Here is a 17,258-nt window from a genome sequence, read left to right on the forward strand (position 1 = left end):
TTTTTTATAATCTCAATTCAAAGCATAGCTTTGAATTATTAGACTTAAAGAATTTCTTTACGTAGTTGCTCTGGAGATTTCATTGACAATAAGCCTGGTGCAACGTCAAATGCAGTTTTCGCGCCATATTGACCCATTTGATTCATGCGGTAGCATGCACGTGCATAAGCCACAAGTACACTTGCAGTAAACTCAGGATTGCTATCTAATTTCAACGAAAACTCCATTACTTGAGTCTGCTCTGCACTACTATTACCACTGCGAATGACAAATCCACCGTGGGGCATACGATTATGCTCGTTACGAAGCGTTTCTTCATCAATGAAGTTCACAGTCGTGTTGTACTCTGCAAAATAGTCTGGCATGGTCACAATCGCCTGCTTTACAGCTTCAGCGTCAGCACCATTTTCAAGCACAACATAACATTCACGAGTATGTTTTTCTTTAGTGGTTAATATAGGACGTGAACCACTACGAACTTTATCAATCGCATCTTGTGATGGAATAGTATATTGAACACCTGCTTTAACACCCGCCACACGGCGAATCGCATCTGAGTGACCTTGACTCAAACCCTTACCCCAGAAAGTATAGGTTTCACCATCTGGTAATAATGCCTCACCAAATAAACGATTAATTGAGAACATGCCTGGATCCCATCCAATCGAAATCATTGCCGTTTTTTTGTTAGCAAGTGCAGGCTCATTCACTGCTTCAAAAAACTCAGGAATACGTGCATGCGTATCAAAACTATCTACTGTGTTGAATTTACTTGCCAATTCTGGTGTTTGTTTTGGAAGATCATCTTTAGATCCACCACATAAGATCAACACATCAATTTTGTCTTGAAGGTCATTTAAGTCATCCATATGAAAAACTTTCGTGTCACTAAAGCAAGGAGACACTGATTCAGGTACACGGCGTGTAAAAATTCCCACAAGCTCTAAATCTGGGTTCTTTTGAATTGACGTTTCAACGCCACGACCGAGGTTGCCATAACCGACAATACCAATACGAATCAAATTTTGCATAACAACTGCTTCACTATTTAAATGATGGTAAGATCACTAGACTGAGTACTAAACATATACAGCAAAACAGTCTGATTGAATGGAGAAAAACCCGCACCAAAAATGATCAAATGAATACTAACATACTACAATAAACTGCACTTTTTTGGAGCAAATTTATCATTTAAATCAGTGTTAATCGATCAATTGAATCATATAAAAAACCGCTGCACTAAAGGCTTTGTCGCTATATATTTCTGAATGAATTAAAAAATTCTGCTCTAAATAGACTTAGGATTAAACTTTGACCTTCTATGTGTCATTTTGAATAGCGCTTAGGCTGAACTATGAATACCTAAATCCTGTTTCCATAAAATAAAAAAGCTGAACCCAAGTTCAGCTTTTTTTATCACTTAATAAAATTAAGCACCCGTTTGATAATTTGGTTTTGGTACAGCAGTCGACGCTTGGTAAGGTTGAGTAAAGTCGTTTAAACCTGCCGCTGCTTCTGCAATGTCTTTACCTTCTTTAATCACGAAAGTATCGAAACCAGCACGCTTCATGTAGTTCAACACGTCTTTGAATACATCACCTGTTGCACGAAGTTCGCCTTGGAAGCCTTGGCGACGTAACAATGCGGCAAATGAATACCCACGACCATCATTAAAACCTGCAAACTCAATAAAAATTGCATCAAGCTGATCAAGTGGGAATTCATTGTTTTCAGGTGAGGCATCTACGGTTAGGTAAAGTGCTTTTTTACCTGAAACATTGGCAAGCTGGTCTAACTGCTCCACCGTTAAAACCACATCACCTTGTGGCAATACGCAATCTTCACCAATCAGTTGATAAGTATTGTCTGCAATCGTGCCATCCTTAGAGAGCACTTGTAGTGCGGTATTAAGCATATGCACGCTCCTTAAATGGTTGAATGCCGACACGGCGATAAGTATCAATGAACTCTTCACCTTCTTGACGTAAATCAAGATAAGTGTTCAAAATTTCTTCCACCACATCTGGTACTTTTTCAGCAGCAAATGATGGTCCTAAGATGTCACCGATTGAGGCATCATGGTCTGCATTACCACCCAATGTAATTTGGTAGAATTCTGCGCCTTTCTTATCGACACCTAAAATACCAATATTACCCACATGGTGATGACCACAGGCATTCATACAACCTGAGATGTTCAAGTCTAATTTACCTAAGTTGTAAATCGTATCTAGATCATCAAAACGGCGTGAAATCGCTTCAGAAATCGGAATAGATTTCGCATTTGCCAACGAACAGAAATCACCACCTGGACAGCAGATAATGTCGGTTAAAAAACCAATGTGCGCGCGAGCCAAGTTATTCTTTTCAAGAATCGTCCAAAGCTCAAATAAATCTTTTTGCGGTACATCGACAAGGGCAATGTTTTGCTCATGCGTGGTACGCAATTCACCAAAAGTGTACTTATCTGCAAGATCAGCAATCAAGTTCATTTCTTCAGTGGTCACGTCACCTGGTGCGACGCCTGCACGTTTCAATGAAATTGTTACGATGCGGTAACCTTTCACTTTGTGTGCATTGGTATTGATGTTAAACCACTGTTTGAATTTCGGATGTGCAGCAAACAGTTCTGAGAAATCTTCATCTGCATAATCTTGGTACACAAATGGTGTAAAGTTCTGGTCCATTTTCGCCAGAGTATCTGCATCAACTTTTAAAGTTTTAATTGTATGTGCAAATTCAGCTTCAACTTTTTCAGCAAAAACTTCAGGTGTTAAAGCTTTTACCAAGATTTTGATACGAGCTTTATATTTGTTATCACGACGACCGTGTAAGTTATACACACGAAGTACTGCTTCTAAGTAAGCAATAAGGTCTTCACGTGGTAACCACTCTTTGATCACAGCACCAATGATCGGTGTACGACCTAAACCACCGCCAACCATGATTTTGTAGCCCATTTCTCCCGCTTCATTGCGAACGATATACACTCCGATATCATGAAATGCCGTTGCAGCACGGTCGATTTCAGCAAGTGCAGAAACTGCGATCTTGAACTTACGTGGCAAGAATGCAAATTCTGGATGGAAAGTTGACCACTGACGAATCAACTCACATGTCGGTCTTGGATCTTCAATTTCACCAGCAACGACACCTGCATATTGGTCTGTTGTTGTATTACGAATACAGTTACCAGATGTTTGAATCGCATGCATTTGAACTGATGCCAACTCTTGCAACATGTCTGGCACATTTTCTAATGCTGGCCAGTTAAATTGAAAGTTTTGACGAGTAGAAACGTGTGCATAACCACGGTCATACGCTTTAGCGAGTTCAGCAATTTTACGAAGCTGTTTAGAGTTCATCAAACCATAAGGTACAGCGACGCGAAGCATCGGCGCATAACGCTGAACATATAATCCATTTTGTAAACGTAATGGACGATATTCATCTTCAGTAAGCTTTCCAGCTAAATAACGTTCCGTTTGATCACGGAATTGTGCAACACGTTCATTGATCAGTTGCTGATCGAAATCAGTATATAAATACATGGCGTACAGCTAGTAGTTTAATTTTAACGAAGCACAGCATAGCTTTTATTCATCTATCAATAAAATGCGTTTTTTACATATTTAATAGCGGTTTTATTGATATGTAATCACTCGAATCACTGATATATAGACAAGCTCTGGATTTCAGCACTTATTCCACATAAAGATTTTATTTAGCCATTCTTAGCACATAAATTCATATAGATAGTAAATTTGTTCTTTATTAAAAATTATACGATCGTGATGTATGTATTTTCCCAGTACCCTTCTTTAAATTGACCCTCAATCAATTGCACATAACGACCATGCACATGATCAATGGCAATACAATCATCAACGTCCAAAACCCGATCTGTATGCTGTTTTTGCCAATCTTTTCCAAAGAATGATTTTCCACGCTCTTTAGCCGATGCAGTATTTAAAGCGGGTACTAATACATAACGATGTAGCTCTCCGAACTCATTAACGTGGTACCCACCCAAATTAATCAACCAGAGTTTCATTTCGTTTTCATTAGGAGCTGCATCTGTAAAATGGATTTGGAATTGCTGCTCATTATATTCCACTCCATTTACCTTCGCCCAAGCATCAATATGTAAGCCTTTCTGCTCACCAAACCAAGCATTTTTGAGTTGAGGATAGACTTCTTCTAGTGAATCCCCAACAGCCAAAACCACATCATGCACTTCAGTATTGGCACGTGCATGACGACCACCGAGCATTACAAGAAATAGGCTTGGCATGGTTGATTTCCTTTGGCTTTGACAAGACCATTAATCATACCTGAATTTGGATTTGCCACTACTGAAAAGAATGGATTGGCTGTGTTACTGATTTTTATACAGGGTTTAAAGATTAACCTGACCAATTCAACGATAATGGATACGTGGTGGCGACATGGATGTCCCCCGTTGAGCAGTATTACAAGAATGTAATATCTGCTCAACAGAAAGCCTTCGGTTACTTTGGGCTTTTCCAAAGTAACGTAAAAGTAAGTCCATGAAATAGCTCTTCAAATCTGAATCTCAAATAGATTCACACTCCAAACTGCCTTACTTTTTTCGGTAAAAGTAACAAAATCATTTTGTATTTCTGATGTTACTTGCCTGTATCACAGAAATACAGACGACATCCATGTCACCGATCCAAAAATCAAATTTTAGGAAAATAGTTTAGCTTTTCTAGAGCGCATAAAAAAATCGCATCCAATGGCTTAAATGCGATTTTCTAAATAGCACCTCTCCCCTTACGAAGCAGTGCTTCTCATTCCAAAGGGAGAGGCTTAAAGGGTGAATTACATCTCTACCATTTCCACGCCATCAATGCGTGCAACTGTCATTAAGTCTTTATCACCACGACCTGAAACCGTCGCAATAATAATTTGATCTTTAGACATCGTTGGAGCCAACTTAGTCACATATGCCATCGCATGCGAACTTTCAAGTGCAGGAATAATACCTTCAATCTTAGTTAAGTCACGGAAGCCTTGTAATGCTTCATTGTCATTAATTGGAACATACTCAACACGCTTCATATCTTTTAAGAAGCTATGCTCTGGGCCTACACCAGGATAATCCAAACCTGCTGAAATTGAGTGTGTTTCAATAATCTGACCTTGCGCATCTGACATCAGATAAGTACGGTTACCATGCAGCACACCAACATGACCAGCATTTAATGGAGCAGAGTGTTTGCCAGTTTCAATACCGTAACCAGCAGCTTCAACACCGTACATTTTCACCTCTTGATCATTCAGGAATGGATAGAACAAGCCCATCGCATTTGAACCACCGCCGACACAAGCAACCAATGCATCCGGTAGACGACCTGCTTGCTCTTGAATTTGACGGCGTGCTTCACGACCAATGATCGATTGGAAATCACGTACCAATTGAGGATATGGATGTGGACCTGCAACTGTACCAATCACGTAATAGGTAGAATCGACATTTGTTACCCAATCACGCATGGCTTCATTCATGGCATCTTTTAATGTTTTAGAACCACTTTCGACAGGAACAACAGTCGCGCCCAATAAACGCATACGATATACATTCATCGCTTGGCGTTTCACATCATCTGCACCCATGTATACAACACATTCAAGCCCTAAACGCGCTGCGATGGTCGCTGTTGCCACACCATGTTGACCTGCACCAGTCTCAGCAATAATACGTTTTTTGCCTGATAACTTCGCCAGTAAAGCCTGACCAATCGTGTTATTTACTTTATGGGAGCCAGTATGGTTCAAGTCTTCTCGTTTTAAATAGATTTGTGCACCACCCAACTCCTTTGACCATCGCTCAGCATAATAAAGCGGACTTGGACGACCTACATAAAAAGCGAGGTCACGGTCGAATTCTGCCAAAAACTGTTCGTCATTTTTCATTCGGAAATACAGTTGCTCTAGATCTTCTAGTGCAGCCATTAGAGTTTCTGACACAAAACGTCCGCCATGGATACCGAAATGCCCTTTTGCATCAGGGTATTGGGTATAGTCAATCACTTGATCTTGTTGATTAACGGTTTGCTGATCCACGATGGACTCCTTGCATAAAGCGTTCTACGAGTTGTTGGTCTTTTATACCTTTTGCGGACTCTACACCGCCGCTCACATCCACAGCATATGCTTGTGTTGTAAGAATTGCTTGCTCGATATTGTCAGGGTTTAGTCCTCCTGCCAAGATCAATGGAATATTTAATTTTGGAAATGTTGTCCAATCAAAGCTGTGGCCTGTTCCGCCCTTTAAATCTGGATGCCATGCATCCAACAACACAGCACTCGCACCAAACTTTTGATATTTATTGATTTCTTCAACGATATCTAGTTCTGGTTTTACTTGAATTGCTTTATACCAGCGGCGACCCACTGCTTGAGCAATTTGTTTGCACTGTTCTGGACTTTCATCGCCATGAAACTGCAAAATATCTAAAGGGACTTTTTTAAGTATGTTTTGGATCTCTTCGGCTGAACTATTAACAAATAATCCAACTGATTGCACATAAGCAGGAATCGCTTGAACCAACAGTGATGCTTGCTCAACATCTACGTGTCTTGGACTTGGTGGAAAAAACACAAATCCTATGGCATCCGCACCAGCTTGCACAACAGCTTGGACATCTTCTAATCGGGTAATTCCGCATATTTTTGCACGAGTTCGCATCTATTCTAGCTCTAATCCACCCTCATCATAGCCGATCTATCATTTTTGGGCGCTTCATTGTAAAGCAATTTTTTCATCTTGCGTAAAGTTCACTCAGAATATTCGGTGTGAAGATTGTTTAAATGAGAAGCGCTCTTTATACTGCGCTCAAATTGCAACAAGTCAAAGCAATCGCTTTAGGGAAGTTGGTGAAAATCCAACACTGCCCCCGCAACGGTAAAAAATGAAAAGCATTTCTCAATAGATTTCTGATTTTTAGAGATCTACACCACTGCATGTCATATGTGGGAAGGTGGAAATGTAAGTAATCCAGTTACTACATTTGAGTCCGGATACCTGCTTGTTGTGTTCTTTCACTCAATCATTCACGGGGAAGTGAATGTATGGAGCACGTTATGTCTATTCAATGTCAACCAACAGCTTTGGTTGGTGCAATCGCTATTGCGATGGGTTTTTCAACGTCTGTAACAGCAACGACTGAAGCTCAAACTTCTGCAAAATCTTCTTTAAGTACGATTGTGGTTACAGCTTCTCGTAGTGAACAAAATATTGAAAATGTGCCTGCGCGGATTTCAATTATTGAGCCTAAAGTTTTAGATCAATCCCCTATTGTATCTTTACCTCACTTATTAATTAATGATGCATCAATCAATATGGTTCAGACTGGCGGATATGGACAGCAAGCTTCTATTTTTTTACGTGGAACTGAGTCTGACCATACTTTAGTCATGCGTGATGGTGTTCGTTTAAATACACCCTCTCAGGGTTCAGCATCAATTCAATTTATTGACACAACAGACCTGAAGCAAATTGAAGTTCTTAAAGGACCGGCATCTGTACTTTATGGTACTGATGCTATTGGTGGTGTCATACAACTTGTATCTAAAACACCGGTAAAAACAGGTGCATTTGTTACAGGCGAAATTGGTGAAAACAAAACTTATAAATCAATTGTAGGTGCCGACTTTGCTGAAAATGGTTTGTATGCACAAATTCGCGGTCAACGTTTAGAATCTGATGGCACTGAAGTATTAAGCAACAGTAATCAAAAATATGCATATGATCAAAAAGGATACAGCGCAAAATTTGGTGTCGACAAAGAAGCTTTTTCTGCATCTTTAGATTACACCCAAAATGAAGGAAATGGTGCTTACAACTTAAACGGCAATTTAGTTTCCCAAGATTTTCAAAATGAAATTGTGAACTTAAAGGGTAAGGTTAAAATCACATCAGATCTTGAATTAAATGCCCGTTTATCACAGTTTAAAGATGATTTAGACCAAATGGACAAGCCTGACTTTGTTCACAATACCTCTAAAGAAGCTGAAGTTTATGGAAAATGGCAATTCACACCTTCTCAAAATATTCTAATGGGGGTAACTCATAAAAATATTGAAGCAGATATTTTATCTAAAAGTGATTGGGATCCTATGTACGATGTTGAATATAGTCGTAAAAACAACAGCACAGGCTATTTTGCTCAACATCAATACCAAGCAAATAATATCGATGCGCAATTTGGCATTCGCTTAGAAGATGATGAACGTTTCGGCTCACATACCGTTGGTCAAGGGGCTGTAAGATATCACTTTAGCCCATCTATAAGTATCTATACCAATATTGGTAGCTCATTTAGAGCACCAAGTATGAATGATTTATATGCAAAAAATTGGGGTGGCAACCCAAACCTAAAACCTGAAGAAGGCTTTTCATATGAAGTTGGTTTAGATCATAAAGTTACAGAAAACTCCTTAATTTCTTTATCTGTATATCGTAATGAAGTAGACAATCTGATTACTTCAAAAAATAGCACCCTCATAAATGTAAATAAGTCTAAATTTACAGGTGGTGAAGTTTCTTATAAATGGAATACAGATGATTTATTCTTAAATGCTTCATACGCTTATGTGCAAGCAAAAAATGTAGAAACAGATGAAGATTTGCAAAAGCGCCCTCGTAAAAAAGCAACACTATCAGCAGGCTTACAAAATGAGGTTTACGGAATTAGCACTTCTATAGTTGGTAGCTCTAAGTCTAAAAGTTACAGCACTCAATACAATAATCCTGGTTATGCAACCATCGATGTAAATGCTTACTGGAATATAAACCCCAATATTAAACTATTCACTAATATTGAAAACATTGGTGATGTTCAATATGAAACTGAATACTCTAGTGGGAATGGTATTTATTACATCAATGGTGGTCGCCAAGCTTCCGTTGGTGTTACGTTCAAGTACTAATTTCATCAACCTATAGCTAAATACTTTTTGAGGATAATGTCACAGCTGTAGCATTATCCTTTTTAAATTGCGATATCTGAATATTAAGGAAATAACATGGGTCACCGTTTAAGTAAAATTTATACCCGCACGGGAGATACGGGCACTACCGGACTAGGCGATGGTTCACGTGTACCTAAAGATGATTTACGTATCGATGCGTTAGGTGATGTCGATGAACTCAATGCGACCATTGGTGTATTACGTTCGCACATTGCTTTAAGTAGCATTGAAGACAAAGCTCAATGGGATAAATCACTCAGTCTGATTCAACATTGGTTATTTGATTTAGGCGGCGAAGTCTGCATTCCTGGATTTAACTTGGTTCAACCAGTATGTATTGAATTTTTAGAAAATGATATTGATCGTATGAACGAAGCATTACCCATGCTAAAAGACTTTATTTTGCCAGCCGGTACATTAGTCTGCAGTTTTGCTCATCAAGCACGTGCTGTCTGCCGTAGAGCTGAACGTAGCGTGATGTCTGTTCATCAACGTGATCAAAATATCCAAGCCACATCATTGCAACTTTTGAACCGCTTATCTGATTGGTTATTCGTCGCATCTCGTACCTTACAACGTGCTGAAGGTGGCTCAGAAGTGCTTTGGCAAAAGAATATCAATGAGACGATTGAGGCCTGACCTTAAAAGTGTAAAAAGGTCTGCATGTTGATTGCCCCATCCACTTAAAATGCTTTTTTAATCAAAATTTTGATTAAAAATCGTCATATTTCATTCATGATTTAGCACTAAAATCACCCTGAAATTTCAGGGTATTTTATGAAAATAATTGGTCATCGTGGTGCGCGTGGGGAAGCACCTGAAAACACCCTCGGTGGATTTCAATATATTCAAGATATTGGTATCCGCGCTGTAGAATTTGACGTTCGTCAACTCAAAGATAATGCTCTGATCGTGATGCATGATGATGACTTTATTCGTACTACAGGCCAAGCTAAACATTTATACGAATGTGATGAGCAAGATTTAGCGCAGTATAATCATGCCGTAACGTGGTCTGAATGGAATAAAGTCGAAGCTACGCCTCTACTCGATCAAACCCTCAAAATTATTCATAATTTTAATCATATTGAAGTTGAGGTCAAAGCTGTTGAATCGATGAAGGCCGCAGAAAAGATTGTCGAAGCCTTAGATCAACAATTAATAGGCTTTGAAGATTCCGCCATTATCACCAGTTTCGATCCTAAAATTCATCAAGCCCTTCAACAGCAAAAATCAAGGTTTAAGCGTGGATTACTGGTTGAAACCGATATAAAGCATGCAGCCATTGATCAAGCTTTGAAATTTGAATGTTGTCAAATTGGTTGGATGAACGAACTTGCTACAAATGAGATCATTGCCTCCACACTTTCCGCAAATTTAAATATTAGTATTTGGACAGTCAATCATATAGATCGTGCTAAACAGCTTAAGGATTTAGGAGTTCAAGGCTTAATTACTGATTATCCCAAGTTAATGATGTCTCACCTATAATATTTTCAAATTCAAAAACTTATTTGATTATTTTTTCTAATTTATTTTTTGGAATTCGTCCAAAGTCGAATTTATACAATGATGTATTCTGTTACGGTTTAAACAATACAACTGTACAATAATGCTAGTGAACACATGTTCGCCCATGTTAGTATTAACGAGTCTAACCTCACAAATTTGTGAGTGGATTTAGTTTTAACCTATTAAAGGTTCTAGGAGTGCTGTTGGAGATGAATGCTCCCCTACCCAAAGCCCCAATCAACTGGATTGCAGTATTTGCATTGGTGTTTTTACCTATTGTCGCCGTTATTGCGATTCCACTTTATGCTTATCATCATGATTTCTCGCTTGCTGCGTGGATCAGTATGTTTGCGCTGTTGGGTCTGAGCAGTCTTGGCATTACCGCAGGTTATCACCGCTTATGGGCACATCGTGCTTATGAAGCGACTGTACCACTCAAAATCATTTTAATGATTATGGGAACCTTTGCTGTACAAAACAGCATTTTGTATTGGGCCTCAGGTCACCGTACCCATCATCGTCATGTTGATGATGTAGAAAAAGATCCCTACTCAATTAACAATGGCTTCTGGTACGCGCACATCGGTTGGATGCTACGCAACTATCCAGCAGCTGAAGCAAATTACAAAAACGCCCCTGATTTATTGGCTGACAAAATTGTCATGTTCCAAGATAAATATTACATCCCTCTCGTGATTGTCGTTCATGCCGCTATTCTTCTTCCTATTGGATGGGCAGTTGGTGATGTCTGGGGAGTATTATTGTTGGGTGGTTTAATGCGCTTAATTTTAAGCCATCATGTGACTTTCTTTATCAACTCGCTATGCCATATGTGGGGCAAACGTCCGTACACAGATGAAAATACTGCACGTGACAACTTTGTTCTTGCTATTGCGACTTGGGGTGAGGGTTATCATAACTACCATCATATCTTCCAATACGACTATCGCAATGGCGTAAAATGGTGGCAGTACGACCCAACTAAATGGTTGATCTGGACGTGTTCAAAACTAGGGCTCGCAAAAAACTTACGACGTATTCCAAGTTTTAATATTAAAAAAGCTGAGCTTGCAATGAAGTTTAAATATGCCCAACAAGATCTCGCTGTTTACGGCCATAACGTGAATGATGATATCGTGACAGTTAAAACAAAAATTGCTCAAGAATATGAAGCATTTACGCAAACTTTAAATGATTGGGCGAAGCTTAAAGAGCAAGAAATTAATGCCAAAAAAGCAGCTGTTGCTGAAAAAATTCACCTAATGGATAGTAAACTGAAAGTTGAATTCCAATTGGTTGAACAACGTTTATCTCATCATAGAGAGACATTGAACTTATTGGTTCGTAATTTAAAGAAATCACCAGTATCTGAATAACTCATTCAAGAGACTCTTCAGTTACTCCAAAGCTCCGTTGATCGGGGCTTTTTTTATTTTTTCGATACCATTTCCAATGTAGCAGTCACAGTTTTATGTATCGAATTTTGCTATAGTCAAAGTTGTTCATCACATTTTGAAAAATTATATGCAGTTCAATTCTCGCTATAACACACTACCCGCTCGACTGTATCATCATCAACAACCTCTTCCGCTAAAAGGGGCTAAACCTGGTCATTTTAATGAAGCACTTGCAGATGAGTTACTGTGGACTCAAGAAGATAAGATGAACTGGGTAGAAATCTGTAGCGGGCAAAAAACTTTTGCTGAGTTTGAACCTTTGGCGATGGTATACGCGGGTCACCAATTTGGACAATGGGCTGGACAGCTTGGTGACGGTCGCGGTTTACTCATTGCTCAAATCCTGGATCAAAATAACAACACGGTCGATTTACATCTTAAAGGTGCTGGCTCTACCCCCTATTCTCGGAGAGGCGATGGTCGTGCAGTGTTACGTTCCGTTATTCGTGAATATTTGGCTGGACACGCCCTCAATGCCCTAGGTGTTCAATCCAGTAATGCGATTGGTTTTGTATCATCAGATCAAGGTGTACAACGAGAAAAACTTGAACGTGGCGCGATGATGTTGCGTACGTGTGATACACATATTCGCTTAGGTCACTTTGAGTGGATTAATCAATTTCAGCCAGATCTACTGCAAGAATTTACACAAAAGTGCATTGAATGGCACTACCCTGAATGTTTGGAGACAGAACAACCTGTTCTTTCTTTTGCAACTCAAGTCATTCAACGTACTGCGATCATGATCGCCAAGTGGCAACTGATTGGTTTTGCGCACGGGGTCATGAATACTGACAACCTGAATATTACCGGCTCAACTTTAGATTTCGGACCTTATGGTTTTATGGAGCTTTTCCGTCCTAATTGGATCAACAATCATTCTGATTACCAAGGACGCTATACGTATCAGAACCAACCGAGTATCGGGCACTGGAATTTATGGACTTGGTTAAATAGTCTCATTCATCTTTGTCCAGAAAATTATGATCGAGAGCAATGGAAACAAGACTTGTCTTACTGTTTAGAACACTATGAACCAACGTTCCTGGAACACTATAAACTTGGTTTAAGTCAAAAAATGGGATTACCAAGTTTTCATAAAGATAGCTTTGATTGTGGTATGGCTTTTCTACATATTTTACAAACAGAACAACTTGATTACACCCAAAGTTTTATTCGTTTACAGAATAAAGCGTATGAACAAATCAAAGATGATTGCCTTGATCGTATCGCATTTGAGCGGTTTCTTCACCAATATCTCTCAATACGAGAAAATCAAGACACTGACGATCTCGATCAAGCGATGTTAACAGCCAATCCACACTACGTTCTACGAAACCATATGGCACAGAAAGCAATTGAACTTGCTGAACGTGATGATTTCTCTGAAGTTGATCGCTTGTTCAAACTTCTTCAAACACCATACACCAAACAAGAACGTCTTGAACAACCAGAAGACTTAGGCCCTTTAGCTAGTGATGTCCCTGAAATTCAAGTCAGTTGTTCATCATAAGTTATTCACAAACCTCTCTCATTCTGTGGATAATTTAATCATTATCCACAATAACCATTCGTTTTGACTATGCATTTACATCAATTGGCAGCATCACAAGCTTTAAAATTTCCTGAAGTCACTGTCAGTCAACCGTTTGGTGAGGGATGTGATGTTTATAAAATTATGGATAAAGTCTTTTTGCTCGCATTTCATTTAAAAGGCAAAGCTGCGATTAATTTAAAAGTCGAACCAGATCATGGACATATGTTAAAAGATATTTATCCTTATATTCGATCTGGATGGCACATGAATAAACGACACTGGGTTTCCATCTATGATGAATCTGAATTGGATGAAGAGCTTATCAAAGATTTGATCTCCAATTCCTATAATCTTGTGGTATCGAAGCTTAAAAAAGCCGAACAAAAGCATATCGCTTTACTCAGAGTCATTTGAATAAAGTTAAAAATTGCTTTTCTATAACAATAATTACGCTAAATTAATAAATAGTAGTAATACGAAAAACTCATTCTATATTTGGGTTATATCATTACAACTCTATGAGTACGATATTCATTATGGATATAGAACAACTTTTTGGATTATCAACTCAGATGATCTTAGAGCTAAAACAAGAAATTATTAATAGTGACATTATCGATTGTGGGCCGCGTTTGGACTTAGTTGAACAATGTATTTACATCTCATTTGAGCATGGGCTTGGAGTAAGTGGTTTATTATCTTCAAATCTACCAACACAAGCTATGATTTTACTTAGATCACAATTTGAAGCTGTAGTCAGAGCATATTGGTTATTATTTCTTGCAAGTAATCATCAAATATCAAAATTGCAATTTAGTTACACATTTGAAGAGCAATTTGAATCCGACACATGTCCAATGATTTCTGAAATGCTTGATAAGCTTGGTGCTGCAAACTTACCTGCTCAGCCAATAATTTTGGTGGCTATTCACCCTTTGTGATTTCAAAAAATATCATTTGAAGCAACTTAACTCCATAGTACATACTGTAAAACAGTCATTTACTAGAGATGTTATGGGATATGAAGATGAGATGCTGATCACCTTGACACGCCAATCAAATAACTTAATAACCGTAGCTGCACAGATAATCTTAAAGCACACAGTTCCTGATAAACAAAAATATATTAGTGTTTTGATCGAAAAATATAGATATTGTTTTTATATGGTTGATGATGTTGATCCTATAGTAAAAGCTAGAGTCGAAGCTTACTTTAAATAAAAATACGATAGCCACCTTTAATAAGCTTATATCCTAACAAAGTTACATGAAAGTTGCATATGAAATGGCCAATTGTAGAGACCCTAACCAAAACCAACGCACCAAAAAAAAGCGAACTTCTAGATTCGCTTTTTTTTATCACAAAGAATCAATCTTCAGGATATTCGAAACGATATCCCACCCCATAAACAGCTTGAACCCATTCATGGCGATTACCTGTTTCCGCGGCATCCGAGATTTTACGGCGCAAGTTTTTGATATGGCTATCAATCACACGATCTGCCACTTCAAAACTGTCTGGGTTGATATGATCCAATAATTGCGCACGAGAGTACACCTGACCTACGTGTTCTAAAAATAATTCAAGAAGTCGAAATTCTGTAGGTGTCAAATTTAAAGATTTGTTTTGATACCAAATTCGTTGTTGACCTTTGTCCATACGGAATAAATTATTTTCTTCAGGTTCTGCTTTACGATCTAAACGTCGCAACACTGCTTGAACACGAGCAACTAACTCTTTAGGGCTAAATGGTTTACAAACATAATCATCCGCCCCCATATTCAAACCAAGTACACGATCAATCTCTTCCGTTCGTGCTGTCACCATGATAATAGGCAAATCAGACTGCTCACGGACTTTACGGGTGATCGTGAGACCATCCATACGAGGTACCATCAAATCTAAAACCATTAGACTTGGTTTACGTTGTAAAAAGCTATCATAAGCCTCTTGACCATCGTGAAACATACTGACTTCAAAGCCAGCTGCTTCAAGATAATCTCGCACCAATTGAGCAAGTTCTACTTCATCTTCAACCAGCATCACATGTTTCATATGTCACCCTTCTTCAATTTAAAACGATTTCTTTGGAAATGTGAGGATGCAGCGCAATCCACCCAATGGTGAGTGGTCAAACTTCAAGGAGCCCTTCATGCCTTGTGCAATTTTGCACGATAATGCTAGACCTAATCCAGTTCCGCCAGTACTACGTGTTCTAGAATCATCCGCTCGATAGAAACGCTCACCTAAATGAGCCAATTGCTCATCAGTAAGACCTAATGGGCTATCGTCAACAATCACCGACCAAGTCTTATCGTTTTCGATCGTATGCACATGAATTCTTCCACCGGCTTCCGTATAGCGAATAGTATTACCGAGTAAGTTGACCATAATTTGTTTAAAACGATCTACATCTAATTGTAATTTCGTTCCATGCCCCTCTGCGCTAATCGTGAGATCGGCTTGTTCAAATTTAGGTTTGAAATTTTCAATCTCATTTAACACGACACTCCAAGGGTCAATTTCATTGAAATCAAAATTGAGTTGTTGTGCTTCAGCTTGTGCTAACGCAGCCAAATCTTGTGTTAATTTTTTCAGACTCGAAACTTGTGCCAACATTGAAGCAAAATGTTCAGGCGTTGGTTTACGTATTCCATCTTGCATTGCTTCAATTTGTGCTTGCAAAACAGCCAGCGGCGTTTTTAACTCATGCGAAGTGTCTGCAACCCACTGCTTTCTAGAGTTTTCATGCTGATCTAGAATCACAGCTAACTGATTAATTTCAGTCGAAAGATCGCCAAGCTCATCGTTACGATTTACTTTCACCTGATGCTGAAAATTTCCTTTGGTTAATTCTCGTGTTGCATTTAATAAGCGTTGAATTGGCTTTCTAAAATAAGTTGCTAATAATAAGGCAGCAACCAAACTCGAAATAAATGTCAGAATATATATTAAAAATAAATAACGCTTTTGATTGCTAAAGAAATTAATACTTAAAGCATCATCTTGATCTAAAACAGGTCTTAGCCCGAGATACCCCACAATATTGCCATCAACTGTGATCGGTCGATACGACACCATATTCTCTGATGGTTCCCCCAAGATAAACTGTTGTTTTGCATCATATAAGGAAAGTCTAGAACTTAAACCCAAGTGATCAGACATAGATATAAATAGTTTCTTGCCCTGCTGGTATTCAGAAGTTCTCAAACTAGAAAGCTTATTTTCATGTGATTTATCAGAACTGTTCGTCGTTCTTGTCTGATTCTGATTTGAACTTAATGGGAAACGCAATCCTTCAAATGGCTGAAATGCAGAAGGTAAATTTTCTTCTAAGACTTTCAGCTCTTCAGGGCTAATAGTTTGCGTTCTTTGTGACTCAATTTCGCTAATTAATGTATGCTCTTTGAAATAACGCTGTTGCAATGCAATATCATATTGGCGACGTAACCACCAACGTGATAGTCGATCATAATCATCGGGTGCAGCTTCACCTTCAATTTGTAAAATCTGAGCTTGAACGGCATTTCCCCAATCCTGATAAACAGAGAATACGCCCGCTAAATTATCGATCAGATGATCAAGCTTTTGCATTTCTACATCAGCTACATATTTGGTGAAGTTTTTTTGCATCGTCCAATGCAGCACACTTAAGCTAACCGTCGTAATGAGCAATGTCGTTAACAGTACTGTAAAAAATAAGCGTAGTGCGATTGGTACGCGACGTATATTCAAATTTAACTCACAT

The 17,258-nt window shown here is 38.7% G+C and carries 16 protein-coding genes and 1 riboswitch; of the genes, 8 read left to right on the forward strand and 8 right to left on the reverse strand.

All coding sequences use genetic code 11. From position 1 onward, the window contains the following. Window positions 1-44: 44 nt before the first annotated feature. From AC1M86_RS10695 to AC1M86_RS10720, 6 genes are all read right to left on the reverse strand, one after another. Window positions 45-1,031 (reverse strand): diaminopimelate dehydrogenase, encoded by a 987-nt coding sequence (locus tag AC1M86_RS10695; protein WP_481607922.1) that lies wholly within the window; start codon window positions 1,029-1,031, stop codon window positions 45-47. A gap of 401 nt (window positions 1,032-1,432) precedes the next feature. After that, window positions 1,433-1,918 (reverse strand): DUF934 domain-containing protein, encoded by a 486-nt coding sequence (locus tag AC1M86_RS10700; RefSeq protein WP_481607923.1) that lies wholly within the window; start codon window positions 1,916-1,918, stop codon window positions 1,433-1,435. Continuing rightward, a complete protein-coding gene (locus AC1M86_RS10705) occupies window positions 1,911-3,554 on the reverse strand; it encodes a nitrite/sulfite reductase (protein WP_481607924.1) in 1,644 nt (547 codons plus the stop codon). The genes AC1M86_RS10700 and AC1M86_RS10705 overlap by 8 nt, the downstream gene beginning before the upstream one ends. Before the next feature lie 230 nt (window positions 3,555-3,784). Continuing rightward, window positions 3,785-4,297 (reverse strand): DUF1543 domain-containing protein, encoded by a 513-nt coding sequence (locus AC1M86_RS10710; protein ID WP_481607925.1) that lies wholly within the window; start codon window positions 4,295-4,297, stop codon window positions 3,785-3,787. 551 nt (window positions 4,298-4,848) lie between these two features. Further along, window positions 4,849-6,093, reverse strand: coding sequence for a tryptophan synthase subunit beta (gene trpB, locus AC1M86_RS10715; RefSeq protein ID WP_092767544.1), 1,245 nt, complete (start codon window positions 6,091-6,093; stop codon window positions 4,849-4,851). Next, on the reverse strand, window positions 6,074-6,718 hold the full coding sequence (locus tag AC1M86_RS10720; protein WP_035265546.1) for a phosphoribosylanthranilate isomerase: 645 nt from the start codon (window positions 6,716-6,718) through the stop codon (window positions 6,074-6,076). The genes trpB and AC1M86_RS10720 overlap by 20 nt, the downstream gene beginning before the upstream one ends. 142 nt (window positions 6,719-6,860) lie before the next feature. Then, a riboswitch (cobalamin riboswitch) is annotated at window positions 6,861-7,076 on the forward strand. 37 nt (window positions 7,077-7,113) lie between these two features. Between AC1M86_RS10720 and AC1M86_RS10725 the strand changes: the two genes are divergently transcribed. The 8 genes from AC1M86_RS10725 to AC1M86_RS10760 all read left to right on the forward strand — a co-directional run bounded on the left by AC1M86_RS10725 (window position 7,114) and on the right by AC1M86_RS10760 (window position 14,730). After that, window positions 7,114-8,961: a TonB-dependent receptor plug domain-containing protein gene (locus AC1M86_RS10725; RefSeq protein WP_481596045.1), complete on the forward strand. Its 1,848-nt coding sequence runs from the start codon at window positions 7,114-7,116 to the stop codon at window positions 8,959-8,961. A gap of 96 nt (window positions 8,962-9,057) precedes the next feature. Beyond that, window positions 9,058-9,642 (forward strand): cob(I)yrinic acid a,c-diamide adenosyltransferase, encoded by a 585-nt coding sequence (locus tag AC1M86_RS10730; protein WP_035265549.1) that lies wholly within the window; start codon window positions 9,058-9,060, stop codon window positions 9,640-9,642. Window positions 9,643-9,780: 138 nt separating this feature from the next. Further along, entirely contained in the window at window positions 9,781-10,494 is a 714-nt protein-coding gene (locus AC1M86_RS10735) for a glycerophosphodiester phosphodiesterase (protein ID WP_180028285.1), read from the forward strand. Between the two features lie 230 nt (window positions 10,495-10,724). Then, window positions 10,725-11,891, forward strand: a complete 1,167-nt coding sequence (locus AC1M86_RS10740) for an acyl-CoA desaturase (protein ID WP_035265557.1) — start codon at window positions 10,725-10,727, stop codon at window positions 11,889-11,891. A 148-nt stretch (window positions 11,892-12,039) separates the two neighbouring features. Further along, window positions 12,040-13,485, forward strand: a complete 1,446-nt coding sequence (locus AC1M86_RS10745; protein ID WP_481607926.1) for a protein adenylyltransferase SelO — start codon at window positions 12,040-12,042, stop codon at window positions 13,483-13,485. 69 nt (window positions 13,486-13,554) lie between these two features. Beyond that, window positions 13,555-13,923 (forward strand): MmcQ/YjbR family DNA-binding protein, encoded by a 369-nt coding sequence (locus AC1M86_RS10750; RefSeq protein WP_481587177.1) that lies wholly within the window; start codon window positions 13,555-13,557, stop codon window positions 13,921-13,923. Window positions 13,924-14,045: 122 nt separating this feature from the next. After that, window positions 14,046-14,450, forward strand: a complete 405-nt coding sequence (locus AC1M86_RS10755) for a DUF6988 family protein (protein ID WP_481587176.1) — start codon at window positions 14,046-14,048, stop codon at window positions 14,448-14,450. A 16-nt stretch (window positions 14,451-14,466) separates the two neighbouring features. Next, on the forward strand, window positions 14,467-14,730 hold the full coding sequence (locus AC1M86_RS10760; RefSeq protein WP_481607927.1) for a hypothetical protein: 264 nt from the start codon (window positions 14,467-14,469) through the stop codon (window positions 14,728-14,730). A 148-nt stretch (window positions 14,731-14,878) separates the two neighbouring features. Here the strand turns inward: AC1M86_RS10760 and AC1M86_RS10765 are convergent, their stop codons facing one another. Then, window positions 14,879-15,565, reverse strand: a complete 687-nt coding sequence (locus AC1M86_RS10765) for a response regulator (RefSeq protein ID WP_092767563.1) — start codon at window positions 15,563-15,565, stop codon at window positions 14,879-14,881. A gap of 18 nt (window positions 15,566-15,583) precedes the next feature. Continuing rightward, window positions 15,584-17,245: a sensor histidine kinase efflux regulator BaeS gene (gene baeS, locus AC1M86_RS10770; protein ID WP_035265564.1), complete on the reverse strand. Its 1,662-nt coding sequence runs from the start codon at window positions 17,243-17,245 to the stop codon at window positions 15,584-15,586. Window positions 17,246-17,258 lie beyond the last annotated feature (13 nt).

It is taken from the genome of Acinetobacter sp. ANC_7654 (assembly GCF_056779855.1).

Bases quoted from the DNA above. Each gene is read 5' to 3' on its own strand.
- AC1M86_RS10710 (WP_481607925.1), bottom strand. From the start codon at position 4,297: ATGCCAAGCCTATTTCTTGTAATGCTCGGTGGTCGTCATGCACGTGCC.
- AC1M86_RS10755 (WP_481587176.1), top strand. From the start codon at position 14,046: ATGGATATAGAACAACTTTTTGGATTATCAACTCAGATGATCTTAGAG.
- AC1M86_RS10735 (WP_180028285.1), top strand. From the start codon at position 9,781: ATGAAAATAATTGGTCATCGTGGTGCGCGTGGGGAAGCACCTGAAAAC.
- AC1M86_RS10730 (WP_035265549.1), top strand. From the start codon at position 9,058: ATGGGTCACCGTTTAAGTAAAATTTATACCCGCACGGGAGATACGGGC.
- AC1M86_RS10725 (WP_481596045.1), top strand. From the start codon at position 7,114: ATGTCTATTCAATGTCAACCAACAGCTTTGGTTGGTGCAATCGCTATT.
- AC1M86_RS10765 (WP_092767563.1), bottom strand. From the start codon at position 15,565: ATGAAACATGTGATGCTGGTTGAAGATGAAGTAGAACTTGCTCAATTG.
- AC1M86_RS10700 (WP_481607923.1), bottom strand. From the start codon at position 1,918: ATGCTTAATACCGCACTACAAGTGCTCTCTAAGGATGGCACGATTGCA.
- AC1M86_RS10720 (WP_035265546.1), bottom strand. From the start codon at position 6,718: ATGCGAACTCGTGCAAAAATATGCGGAATTACCCGATTAGAAGATGTC.
- AC1M86_RS10740 (WP_035265557.1), top strand. From the start codon at position 10,725: ATGAATGCTCCCCTACCCAAAGCCCCAATCAACTGGATTGCAGTATTT.
- AC1M86_RS10745 (WP_481607926.1), top strand. From the start codon at position 12,040: ATGCAGTTCAATTCTCGCTATAACACACTACCCGCTCGACTGTATCAT.
- AC1M86_RS10750 (WP_481587177.1), top strand. From the start codon at position 13,555: ATGCATTTACATCAATTGGCAGCATCACAAGCTTTAAAATTTCCTGAA.
- AC1M86_RS10705 (WP_481607924.1), bottom strand. From the start codon at position 3,554: ATGTATTTATATACTGATTTCGATCAGCAACTGATCAATGAACGTGTT.
- AC1M86_RS10695 (WP_481607922.1), bottom strand. From the start codon at position 1,031: ATGCAAAATTTGATTCGTATTGGTATTGTCGGTTATGGCAACCTCGGT.